General features: G+C 33.2%; 11 protein-coding genes and 1 pseudogene. 4 read left to right on the top strand and 8 right to left on the bottom strand.

The genetic code is table 11. The features are described 5' to 3' along the window. The first annotated feature begins 144 nt into the window (after positions 1–144). Entirely contained in the window at positions 145–1,431 is a 1,287-nt protein-coding gene (locus VKY47_RS10795) for a citrate synthase (RefSeq protein WP_324312734.1), read from the top strand. A 112-nt stretch (positions 1,432–1,543) separates the two neighbouring features. After that, positions 1,544–2,458 carry a dimethylarginine dimethylaminohydrolase family protein gene (locus tag VKY47_RS10800; RefSeq protein WP_324312748.1) on the top strand — a complete coding sequence of 305 codons (915 nt, stop codon included), beginning with the start codon at positions 1,544–1,546 and terminating at the stop codon, positions 2,456–2,458. Between the two features lie 81 nt (positions 2,459–2,539). Here the strand turns inward: VKY47_RS10800 and VKY47_RS10805 are convergent, their stop codons facing one another. The 7 genes from VKY47_RS10805 to lysS all read right to left on the bottom strand — a co-directional run bounded on the left by VKY47_RS10805 (position 2,540) and on the right by lysS (position 9,318). Beyond that, positions 2,540–3,715 (bottom strand): M28 family peptidase, encoded by a 1,176-nt coding sequence (locus tag VKY47_RS10805; RefSeq protein ID WP_324312735.1) that lies wholly within the window; start codon positions 3,713–3,715, stop codon positions 2,540–2,542. 52 nt (positions 3,716–3,767) lie between these two features. After that, positions 3,768–4,298, bottom strand: a complete 531-nt coding sequence (locus tag VKY47_RS10810; protein WP_324312736.1) for a YceI family protein — start codon at positions 4,296–4,298, stop codon at positions 3,768–3,770. Between the two features lie 155 nt (positions 4,299–4,453). Then, complete coding sequence (locus tag VKY47_RS10815) at positions 4,454–5,377, bottom strand: YeiH family protein (protein WP_324312737.1); 924 nt, start codon at positions 5,375–5,377, stop codon at positions 4,454–4,456. A 78-nt stretch (positions 5,378–5,455) separates the two neighbouring features. Continuing rightward, positions 5,456–6,337: a LysR family transcriptional regulator gene (locus VKY47_RS10820; RefSeq protein ID WP_324312739.1), complete on the bottom strand. Its 882-nt coding sequence runs from the start codon at positions 6,335–6,337 to the stop codon at positions 5,456–5,458. Between the two features lie 107 nt (positions 6,338–6,444). Further along, entirely contained in the window at positions 6,445–6,879 is a 435-nt protein-coding gene (locus VKY47_RS10825) for a universal stress protein (RefSeq protein ID WP_324312740.1), read from the bottom strand. A 283-nt stretch (positions 6,880–7,162) separates the two neighbouring features. Continuing rightward, positions 7,163–7,411 carry a hypothetical protein gene (locus VKY47_RS10830; protein ID WP_324312742.1) on the bottom strand — a complete coding sequence of 83 codons (249 nt, stop codon included), beginning with the start codon at positions 7,409–7,411 and terminating at the stop codon, positions 7,163–7,165. A gap of 212 nt (positions 7,412–7,623) precedes the next feature. Then, positions 7,624–9,318: a lysine--tRNA ligase gene (lysS, locus tag VKY47_RS10835; protein ID WP_324312744.1), complete on the bottom strand. Its 1,695-nt coding sequence runs from the start codon at positions 9,316–9,318 to the stop codon at positions 7,624–7,626. 183 nt (positions 9,319–9,501) lie between these two features. Between lysS and VKY47_RS10840 the strand changes: the two genes are divergently transcribed. Then, positions 9,502–9,660 (top strand): YqaE/Pmp3 family membrane protein, encoded by a 159-nt coding sequence (locus tag VKY47_RS10840; RefSeq protein ID WP_324312749.1) that lies wholly within the window; start codon positions 9,502–9,504, stop codon positions 9,658–9,660. Between the two features lie 223 nt (positions 9,661–9,883). Beyond that, positions 9,884–10,603 carry a lipoyl(octanoyl) transferase LipB gene (gene lipB / locus VKY47_RS10845; protein WP_324312746.1) on the top strand — a complete coding sequence of 240 codons (720 nt, stop codon included), beginning with the start codon at positions 9,884–9,886 and terminating at the stop codon, positions 10,601–10,603. Between the two features lie 54 nt (positions 10,604–10,657). Here lipB and VKY47_RS10850 read toward each other — a convergent pair. Next, positions 10,658–10,900, bottom strand: a pseudogene (locus tag VKY47_RS10850) (FAD-dependent oxidoreductase); the annotation flags it as partial.

A 10,900-nucleotide genomic window follows, 5' to 3' on the forward strand; every position in this document is an offset into this window, starting at 1 on the left:
TGATAATCGCTTTCTTTTTTACTATCAATTTTACCAATGTTTTTATTGTTAAAACCTTTGTTAAGTGCTTTATTAATCGTGATATATTTCGTAAATTCGTCAAGTTAAAGAGCACAATAATTCATAATAATATTTATACAATATATGTCAGATAAAGCTACGATAGAAATTAACGGTAAAACATACGAATTCCCAGTAATCGTGGGAACTGAAAATGAGATTGCCATCGATATTAAAAACTTGAGAGGCAACACAGAAGGTGTTATAACTTTAGATCCAGGTTACAAAAATACAGGGTCTTGCGAAAGTGCCATTACGTTTTTGGATGGAGAAAAAGGGATTTTAAGATACAGAGGATATTCTATTGAAGAACTAGCAGAAAAAGCCGATTTCCTAGAAGTTGCTTTTCTTTTGATTTTTGGCGAATTACCAACCAAAGAACAATTAGAGAAATTTCATTCAGATATTAAAGCTCAATCTATTGTAGATGAAGATATACGAAAAATTGTAGATGCCTTTCCAAAATCGGCGCATCCAATGGGAGTTATTGCATCTCTTACAAGTGCTTTAACGGCGTTTAATCCGTCTTCAGTAAATGTAAATTCTGAAGAAGATATGTATAAGGCCATTGTAAAGATATTAGGGAAATTCCCAGTATTGGTAGCATGGACTTTTAGAAAAAAGAATGGATTACCATTAGATTATGGCGATAAAAATTTAGGTTATGTAGAGAACATCTTAAAAATGATGTTTAAGCAACCAAACGAAGAGTACAAGTTTAATCCTATTGTAGTTAATGCCTTGGATAAATTATTGATTCTTCATGCAGATCATGAACAAAACTGTTCTACATCGACAGTACGTATTACAGGTTCGTCTCATGTCGGTTTATTTGCATCTCTATCTACAGGTATTTCTGCACTTTGGGGGCCACTTCACGGAGGAGCCAACCAAGCTGTTTTGGAAATGCTTGAAGCCATTAATGAAGATGGAGGAGATACAGACAAATACATGTCTAAGGCAAAAGATAGAGAAGATCCATTTAGATTAATGGGCTTTGGACATAGAGTATATAAAAATTTCGACCCAAGAGCTAAAATTATTAAAAAGGCTGCCGACGAAATATTAAACGACCTTGGAGTTGAAGACCCTATTTTAAATATTGCAAAAGCTCTAGAGAAAGAAGCTTTACAAGATCCTTATTTTGTAGATAGAAAATTATATCCTAACGTCGATTTCTACTCAGGAATCATCTATAGAGCCATGGGTATTCCAACAGATATGTTTACGGTAATGTTTGCTTTAGGACGCTTACCAGGATGGATTGCACAATGGAGAGAAATGCGTTTAAATAATGAGCCAATTGGTCGCCCGCGTCAAATTTATGTTGGAGAACCTTTGAGGCCTTTTAAAAGTGTAGATAAGCGTTAATGCGATTTTATAATATTTGAAAGCTTCATTTTTAATTAATGAAGCTTTTTTTTATTTATAAAAATGACAAGTGTTACCAAGAAACAAATAAATTAATTAGGTTTGCAGCATGATGATAAAACTTAAAGTAAATAACGAAACATCTAGATTAAGGGCTGTTGTATTAGGAACAGCCATAAGTAATGGTCCAACTCCAACAGAAGATCAAGCTTATGACCCTAAATCTTTAGAGCATATTAAGGCAGGAACTTATCCTGTAGAAACAGATATGGTTAAAGAAATGGAAGCGGTTGCCAAAGTGTTCGAGAAATATGACGTAAAAGTTTATAGACCAGAACTTATTGAAGATTGCAATCAAATTTTTGCTCGAGATATCGCTTTTGTAATTGGCGATGTGTTTGTAAAAGCTAATATTCTTCCAAATCGTGAAGAAGAGTTAGATGCCATTCAATACATTATTGATCAAATTGATCCGGCTAAAGTTGTTAGACCTCCAGAAGAAGTTCATATTGAGGGAGGAGATGTCATGCTTTGGAACGACCATATTTTTATAGGAACTTATAAAGGAAGCGATTATAGAAGCTACATTACTGCAAGAACCAATATGGAAGGTGTTCAATATATCAAAGATTTATTTCCAAATAAAATTGTTAAAGAATTCGATTTAGTGAAATCTAAAATCGAGCCTAGAGACAATGCTTTACATTTGGATTGCTGTTTTCAACCTATTGGTAAGGACAAAGGTATTATCTATAAAAGTGGTTTTAGGGAAGAAAGCGATTATTTGTATTTAGTGAATTTATTTGGAAAAGAAAATCTATTTCATATCACTCGAGACGAAATGTATCATATGAATAGCAACGTGTTTTCTATTTCTGAGAACGTGGTTATTTCTGAAAAAAACTTTACCAGATTAAATACTTGGTTAAGAGAAAAAGGATTTACCGTTGAAGAGGTTCCTTATGCTGAAATAGCTAAACAAGAAGGGTTATTGCGTTGTAGTACTTTGCCTTTAATCCGAGATTAAGAGATAGTACGAATTTATTAAAACAGATAAGGTCTTCATTTGAAGACCTTATCTGTTTTATGATTTTATATAAATTTCAACTTAATTTACGATTAATTTCTTTGTAGTTCTTTTCGTTCCAACTTCAAAAACTGCTAAATAAACACCTTTATTTACAGTGCTCATATCTACTTGCGTGCTTGAAGTTTCAAGTGTTTTGTTAAGCACTTCTTTACCCAAAATATCAATTAATTTAAACGTACCAACTTCATTGTTTTTTAAATCAACATTAATGTGAAGCGTTTGTTGTACAGGGTTTGGAAACATATTTATCGAAGCGTCTATGGAATAAGATTCTACTTGTAAAGCATTAAAATCTACTTCAGCAAAAAACATGGCAGCTCCTAGGGTTCCTTTAGTTACTTCAAATAAATAGGTGGGATCCATATTGGCCAAAACATCATTTGGACCATGAGAATAAGGAGTTTCGTTAGATTCGTATAAACCTGTAATTACTTCCCCATTATCTTCAAATGGCACATAATCTGAGCCATAAGCATACGATATTTCCGTATTTAAACTGGAATACAATTCTATGCATGCAGCTAATTGATTAGTTGCTATGTTAGAGGCTGCATTATTGGATCTAGGGGAATTACTTTGATCTCTTTCACAAACTATACTATTATTTGTCATCCCATTTACTCCACCAACTTGATCTATATTAAGAACTAGCTTAATGTCTAAATTTTGTGGGATAACCGTGTTGTTTACATAATAATTACTTCCTATCAAACCATCTTCCTCTCCACTAAAATGGATGAATTTTATAGAATATTCTGTTGGAACATTTGCAAGTAAACGAGCCAACTCCATAATTAAAACCGTTCCAGAACCATTGTCGTTTGTGCCTGGACCATTTTTGGTGTCGTAGTGGGCATCAATTATTACATAAGTATTTGGATACGTAGTTCCCGTTTTTGTGATAATAATATTATTGCTTGTGCCTGCCGAATAAGTGAAAGTTTGCAGTTCTATATTGGTGTAGCCTAAATCTGTATAACGCGCTGTAATCCAATTTTCGGCATGGGTTAATGCTTGAGTGCCTACTTCTTTTACTCCAAAATTTTCAAAGGATGTTAAATCGTTTAAAATATTAGAAGCGGAAACGTTGTTAACTACGTTTCCAAAATACGGACTATAAGTTTGCGAAAAACTAGTGGTACTTATAAATAGTGCAAGTACAAATAATTTAATTGCTAAGTAATTTGATTTCATATTAATAATTTGGGGACTGCAAATATAGTTTAAAAAATTCGTTTAAAAGTTTCTAGGACTTTACAACACAAGTAATGGTTACCGATGCCGTTTTGCCAACACGAAAACTTCCATAATCTTCGCCTATTTTATATTCAAGACGAGGTATTTCGATCGTACCTATAAATGTGTTGTTTTTAAAAGTAAAAGGTATCGTTACCGTTTTGGTAACACCATGAATACTAAGCTCTCCGGTAGTACTATAACCATTGTTGGTTTTTGAAACAGAAACCGATTTAAAACAAATAGTAGCGTAGGTTTCCACTGCAAAAAAGTTGTCAGAGCGTAAATCGTCATCTCGTTTGGAGTTGCCCGTATCAATAGATTTTGCATCTATGCAGATATTAAAACCAGAGTTATTAACATTTGTTTCCTGAAAATCAAAATTGCCCTGCATTCCCGTAAATGTACCTTTTACATTAAAAATACCGCCACCCGTAATTTTAAAATCTACTACAGATTTATTGGAATCAATGGTTTGTGCTGAAATAAGAATTGCATTTAAACTAAAAAATAGTAGTAAGAATATTCTGGATAGTCTCATGATTTTTGCATTAAATTGTTTTAGTGAAGATGACTGTTAATTCATTTTCAAAAAGAGACTATAAGATAATTAAAATTAATTTAATTCTTCTCTAACTTAACAAATTTGTTTCTTAAATATTAAGGACTTAAAACTCTTTGAAAAGAAGTTTTTAGTTAGAAATTCATAATAAAAACCAAGGAAAAAATACTGATAAACACCCAAAGTATGGTTGAAAATAAAACGGGTTTTAGGCCGGTTTCCTTTAAATCGCTAATTGTTAAACTTGCTCCAACCAAAAACAAGGTAATTACTAGAAGTCTTTTTGCAATGTCCACAATACTAACCGAAACAATTTCTGGAATTAAATGGTAGCTATTAATTAACATGGCAGCTATAAATCCTAATATAAAATAAGGGATTTTTATTTTTTGGTTTTTAGATTTGAATAGGGCCATAGCAAAAAATGATAATGGAATAATCCATAAAGTACGTGCTAATTTTACTGTCGTGGCAATTTGCAAAGCTTTGTCTCCATACTCTAACGCAGCGCCAACAACAGAGCTTGTATCATGAATAGCAATAGCACACCAAGTTCCAAATTGTGTTTGAGATAAATTAAAGAAATGCCCAAGCGTAGGGAAAACCAATAAAGCAATAGAGTTCAATAAAAACACCACACCTATAGCAACACTTATTGTTTTACTGTCGGCTTTTATTATTGGTGAAATAGCTGCTATGGCACTTCCTCCGCAAATTGAAGTTCCAGAAGTCATTAAGAAACCTAGTTTTTTATCAATTTTTAAGACTTTAATTAGAAGTAACCCCAGGCTGATGGTAAGAAAAATAGATAAGGCTGTAATAATAAATCCATCTTTACTGGTTTTGATGGTTTCGGTTACCGACATGCCAAAACCAAGACCAATAACAGAAATTTTTAAAAGCAAACTAATGGCTTTTTTAGATTGGATAGGAAACGGATGCCCTAAAAATAAGGTGAAAAGAAACCCTAAAACAAGGGCTACAGGACTTGATATAAAATTGAGGGCAGCTAAAACTATAATAAGAAAAAAAACGCTTATTTGAATAATTCGCTTCATGGCATCTGTTTTTTATTGCGATGCGAAATTAAAAAGAAGTTATTACTTTTAAGCAATAGATATTGTGATGTGGTATAACTAAAAGTTATAATTAGTCATTATCAGTTTGTTAAGTAAATCCATTTTTTGAGATTGGTAACCAGTTCTGCATACAAAATAGAATTCGCGCTCAAAGCTGAGACCTTTAATGTCCACTATTTTTAGTTTGTTTTGAATGAGTTTTTCAGTGACCGCATGAACGGAAAGTAGCGCATAGGTATTGGAATGTTCCAAATATTGTTCGATGGCTTCGGTACTATTAAGAGTAATGACGTGATTTAATTTTTGAACTTTGTGTTTTTGTAAAATATCCTCTATAATATCTCGTGTTCCAGAACCTATTTCACGACTTACAAATGGAATTTCGGAGAGTTCCTTTTTAGTTACCGAGTTTTTGCCATTTGGATTATTGGCACTTGTAACCAGTACAATTTCATCATTTATAAATTTCGAATACTTTAAAAGCTGGTTGGACGATTTTCCTTCCACAATCCCATATTCCAGCTTCTGGTCTAGAATTTTTTGTTCAATTTCTTGCGTGTTGCTACTGGTTATATGAAACGTAATATTAGGGGCATTCTGTTGAATTTTAGCCAAAACCTTCGGCATCACATACGTGGCAATCGTGGTGCTTAAACCTAAATGAAATTCTAGATAATCGTTGTCTTCCCTTAACAAAAAGCTGTGCTCAAGCTCTTCAAATAATTTCATGATTTTATGGGCGTAATCCAGAAAAATCTTGCCTTCGTTGGTTAATGAAATGGAGTTTCTGGATCTGTTAAAAAAGGTTGTGTTATAATCTTCTTCAAGTTTTGCAATTGTTTTGGAAACCGCTGGTTGCGAGAGATTCAAATCTTTTGAAGCCAAGGTGAAACTTAAATGTTGGGCAACTTTTATAAATATATTTAATTTGTATCTCATTTTTGGACTTCTAAACTAGAACTGATAACATCTGGCATTTAAACTAAGTTACTAAATTAGATATTTTATTGCTGCTGTTTCATTTATTTTTAAATCTTTAACAGCTTTTATTCTATAGGAACAATAAGTATTGGAATTTTTGAGTTTTTAATAAGTGCTGCAGACACACTACCTACAAACGCTTTGTATATGAAATTATGTTCTTGATGTCCAGCAATAATCAAATCGATATGTAATTTTTTGGACTCTTCTATTATCATCTCAATGGTTGCGCCTTGAACAAGTAAACCTTCGGCCTCAATACCTTTGTCTATAAGTTTGTTGGCATAGGCTTGAAGCGTTTTATGTTCTTTTTTAAGTTCTGAAGCGCGACCATCCCTTATATATTTTGGACCTACGCCATAACCCACAAAATCCGGTTGTGGAGCTGCTATATGAATCAACCATATTTTCGAATGAAATTTGTTGGCCAATTCAACGGCTTTTCCAATAAGTAGATCTTCACCTTTATTGAAATCTATGCTTACGAGTATGTTTTTCATGATGTCTGTTTCTTAAATTATAAGAAATAAATAAAACTTTCTACACCTACTAATTTAATGGTTTTCAAGATACTGACAAACGTGTATTGGGAATAGTTGTGATGTTATAATGCGATGTCATAAAAAAAGAAATTATATGACTGCAATTCCTTTGATGTATTTTTTTAATATTTGGATTAAAGATATTGCAAATCTTGTTTTCTAATAATGGTCATAATTTCTACGGTGTCATTATTGGTACTGTAGTTAAAGCCTATATTGATAACGTTTCGTGCTTTATTATTTAGCCAATAGAAAGTTTAATTTGTGTATGCTGATATGAACAAGCTGCGCAACCATTTACTTCGGTTACGGCTAACTGCAAACGCTCAACAAAATGCTTGTCAACTAATTTATTTTTGTTATTTCCAATCAGTTTCGACATGGCCCTTGGAGTAAGGACAAAAGAGCGATATAATTCCCATAAACTGAACTTTCGTTTAAACTCATCACGTAGAATTACAGATTCTGATAGACTTGTCTTTTTAACCATGGCAATGTGTTATTAGTTATAATTTACGACTGCATGAACGCTAACGTATTTTATAAACACTAAGATACTTATTATCCTTATAATGTTATTTGAATATAACGAGTTTTAAGTTTTTAATGGGTGTTTTGAAAACGTCATATCTATTGTTTTTGAAACAAAAAAAGGTTCACCAATTGGTAAACCTATTAAATTTTTATGTAAAAGGATTAGTATTAAACTAATTCCACAAACAAGCCATCGTCTTTCTTTTCAACTTTAGCCAATTTACTTTTAGTTAAGCCTTTTATGGTTTTGTCCCATTTTTTATTGCTTAATCCAGATTGTGCTTTTAAGGTGTCCAACTCTATAGGTGAAGTGGTTTTAAGCAAAGCATAAACAGCTTTTTCATCTTCACTCATTTCAACCTGCTTTCTCTCTGGTCGCATTTGAGGGAAAAACAACACTTCTTGAATGGATTGGTTGTTGGTTAAAAACATAATCAATCGGTCCATACCAATTCCCATTCCAGAGGTTGGAGGCATTCCATATTCTAATGCACGAAGGAAATCTTCATCAATAAACTCGGTGGCTTCATCATCTCCTTTTGCAGCTAATTTCAATTGGTCTTCAAAACGCTCGCGTTGGTCAATAGGGTCGTTAAGTTCGGAATACGCATTTGCAATTTCTTTTCCACAAACCATTAGCTCAAAACGTTCGGTTAATTCTGGATTGTCTCTGTGTTCTTTGCACAACGGACTCATTTCTTTTGGATAATCCGTTATAAAGGTTGGTTGGATGTAATTTCCTTCACATTTTTCACCAAAAATCTCATCAATAAGCTTGCCTTTCCCCATGGTATCATCTACTTCAATTCCTAGATCTTTGGCAGCTTGTCTTATTTCGGCTTCAGTTTTACCCGTAATATCAAATCCTGTAAAGTGTTTGATAGAATCGGCCATAGTTACTCTAGCATACGGTGCTTTAAAATTGATTTTATGTTCTCCAAAAATAGCTTCGGTTGTTCCGTTTACTGCTATAGCACAATGTTCTAAAAGTTTCTCGCAGAATTCCATCATCCAGTTGTAATCCTTATAAGCTACGTAAATTTCCATTACTGTAAATTCCGGATTATGAGTTTTGTCCATCCCTTCATTTCTAAAGTTCTTAGCAAATTCATACACACCTTCAAAACCACCAACAATTAGACGTTTTAAATATAATTCGTTGGCAATTCGCATATACATTGGTATATCCAAGCTGTTATGATGTGTTAAAAATGGTCTTGCAGCGGCACCTCCGGGAATGGGTTGTAAAACAGGTGTTTCAACTTCAAAATAACCAGCATCATTAAAGTAATTACGCATGGCTGTATAAAGCTTGGTGCGTTTTATAAACACTTCTTTTACATGTGGGTTTACTACTAAATCGGCATAGCGTTGTCTAAAACGTAATTCAGGATCGGTAAAGGCATCATGCACATTTCCTTCAGCATCTGTTCTTGGTAAAGGTAAAGGCCTGAGCGATTTACTTAAAAGCGTGAAATCTTTTACTTTTACAGTTTTTTCACCTACTTGAGTGGTGAATAATTCGCCTTCAACACCAATAAAATCTCCGATATCTAAAAGCTTTTTGTAAACGGTATTGTATTTTGTTTTGTCGTCTCCAGAACAGATTTCATCTCGGTTAAAATACACTTGTATTCTGCCTTCGCTATCTTGAAGTTCAGCAAAACTGGCATTTCCTTGAATTCTACGCGACATTAAACGACCAGCAACAATCACTTTTTTACCTTCAGAAAAATCCTGTTTCACCTGTTTGGATGTGTGATTATAAGGAAATAAATCTGCTGGATAAGGGTTGATTCCTAATTCGCGTAATTTGGTTAGTTTGTCTCTACGTACTAATTCTTGTTCTGATAATTGCGACATATATATTGTAATTGTGATTTTTTTTGAAGCTACAAAGATAATTACTATTAGTTAGGATATCAATTTTATTATATTGTAAAATATTCTTGTAACAAATGGATGGATTTATCTACTAATAAGTATATTTCATCAATTAATCCTCCTTTGTTTTTTATAAATGTTGGAGCACATAAATTAAATCAAATGAGTTTTTGGCGTGTTTTACTTTCCATTATTTGTCCACCTTTAGCCGTTATAGATAAAGGTTGTGGATCTATTGTAATTGTCTTTTTATTATGGCTTTGTGGCTGGGTTCCTGGAGTTATTGCTGCTCTGGTTATTTTGAATAACCCGAAGAATTAAGTTTTAGTTTTCAGCTTCAGTTTTTTGCCATTAATTCAGGAACGATTAGTTTCTTCCCGCAAAGGCACAAAGTGATTAAGTTGTCAAGAGTTGTATATATCTGCAACAAATATTCAATTGGATCCTGTGACTGAAAACTGCAACTGATATTAAATTTAAAACTTATTATCTGCTTTCAATTCAATTTCAAAATTTAGAAGAAATTATCGTAATTTTGCAAGCTATGAATAAACATATCGAACTACAGGATTTAGGAAGTAAAGACTATAAAGATACTTGGGATTATCAGGAATCTTTATTTAAAAGTATTGTAGATACCAAGGTTAAAAATAGGCGTGAAGACGCTAATTTAGACACTTCTAATTACTTTTTATTTGTGGAGCATCCGCATGTTTACACTTTAGGGAAAAGTGGCGATATAAGTAATTTGCTTATCAACGAAGAGCAATTAAAAGCTAAAGGCGCAAGTTTTTATAAGGTGAATAGAGGAGGGGATATTACCTATCATGGTCCTGGACAAATTGTAGGTTATCCTATTTTAGATTTAGAAAACTTTTTTACAGACATCCATAAATATCTTCGTTTATTAGAAGAAATGATTATTTTAACCTTGGCAGAATACGGTTTGAAAGCTGAACGCAGCAAAGGAGAAACAGGTGTTTGGTTGGATGTTGGAACTCCATTTGCCAGAAAAATTTGTGCTATGGGCGTTCGTGCCAGTCGTTGGGTTACTATGCATGGGTTTGCCCTAAATGTGAATGCCAATCTAGGGTATTTTGATAATATGATTCCTTGTGGGATTAGAGGGAAGGCTGTTACTTCCCTTAATGTGGAACTTGGCAAAAGGGAAGTGGATGAAACTGAAGTGAAAGAAAAATTATTGAATCACTTTAAGGAATTATTTGAAGCTGAATTTCACCATTCAGTTCAGAATGTTCAATAGGATTATCCTTGACTTTGCCTATTCAAATGTAAGGTTTATATAAGTTATTTTTTATTAAACTTTTTTCAATACGTTTTCGCCGGTAATGGCCATGGCGGTTAATGCTCCAGAAAATAGGGCACCACCAACACCTGCTGTTACAATATCTTGACCTGTTAAATAAAAGTTTTTAATGGCTGTTCTCGGTTTTAAAAAGGGTTGTCTAAATCTAGAAGGTCCATGGGCTAATCCGTAAACCTCTCCTTTTTCGTAATTAACAAAATGTTGTGTGGTAAGTGGCGTAGATAATTCATAACA

The sequence above is a fragment of the Xanthomarina sp. genome, assembly GCF_035306705.1.
Lineage (GTDB): Bacteria > Bacteroidota > Bacteroidia > Flavobacteriales > Flavobacteriaceae > Xanthomarina.

Bases quoted from the DNA above. Each gene is read 5' to 3' on its own strand.
- lipB (WP_324312746.1), top strand. From the start codon at position 9,884: ATGAATAAACATATCGAACTACAGGATTTAGGAAGTAAAGACTATAAA.
- VKY47_RS10840 (WP_324312749.1), top strand. From the start codon at position 9,502: ATGAGTTTTTGGCGTGTTTTACTTTCCATTATTTGTCCACCTTTAGCC.
- VKY47_RS10795 (WP_324312734.1), top strand. From the start codon at position 145: ATGTCAGATAAAGCTACGATAGAAATTAACGGTAAAACATACGAATTC.
- VKY47_RS10815 (WP_324312737.1), bottom strand. From the start codon at position 5,377: ATGAAGCGAATTATTCAAATAAGCGTTTTTTTTCTTATTATAGTTTTA.
- VKY47_RS10820 (WP_324312739.1), bottom strand. From the start codon at position 6,337: ATGAGATACAAATTAAATATATTTATAAAAGTTGCCCAACATTTAAGT.
- VKY47_RS10825 (WP_324312740.1), bottom strand. From the start codon at position 6,879: ATGAAAAACATACTCGTAAGCATAGATTTCAATAAAGGTGAAGATCTA.
- lysS (WP_324312744.1), bottom strand. From the start codon at position 9,318: ATGTCGCAATTATCAGAACAAGAATTAGTACGTAGAGACAAACTAACC.
- VKY47_RS10830 (WP_324312742.1), bottom strand. From the start codon at position 7,411: ATGGTTAAAAAGACAAGTCTATCAGAATCTGTAATTCTACGTGATGAG.
- VKY47_RS10805 (WP_324312735.1), bottom strand. From the start codon at position 3,715: ATGAAATCAAATTACTTAGCAATTAAATTATTTGTACTTGCACTATTT.
- VKY47_RS10800 (WP_324312748.1), top strand. From the start codon at position 1,544: ATGATAAAACTTAAAGTAAATAACGAAACATCTAGATTAAGGGCTGTT.
- VKY47_RS10810 (WP_324312736.1), bottom strand. From the start codon at position 4,298: ATGAGACTATCCAGAATATTCTTACTACTATTTTTTAGTTTAAATGCA.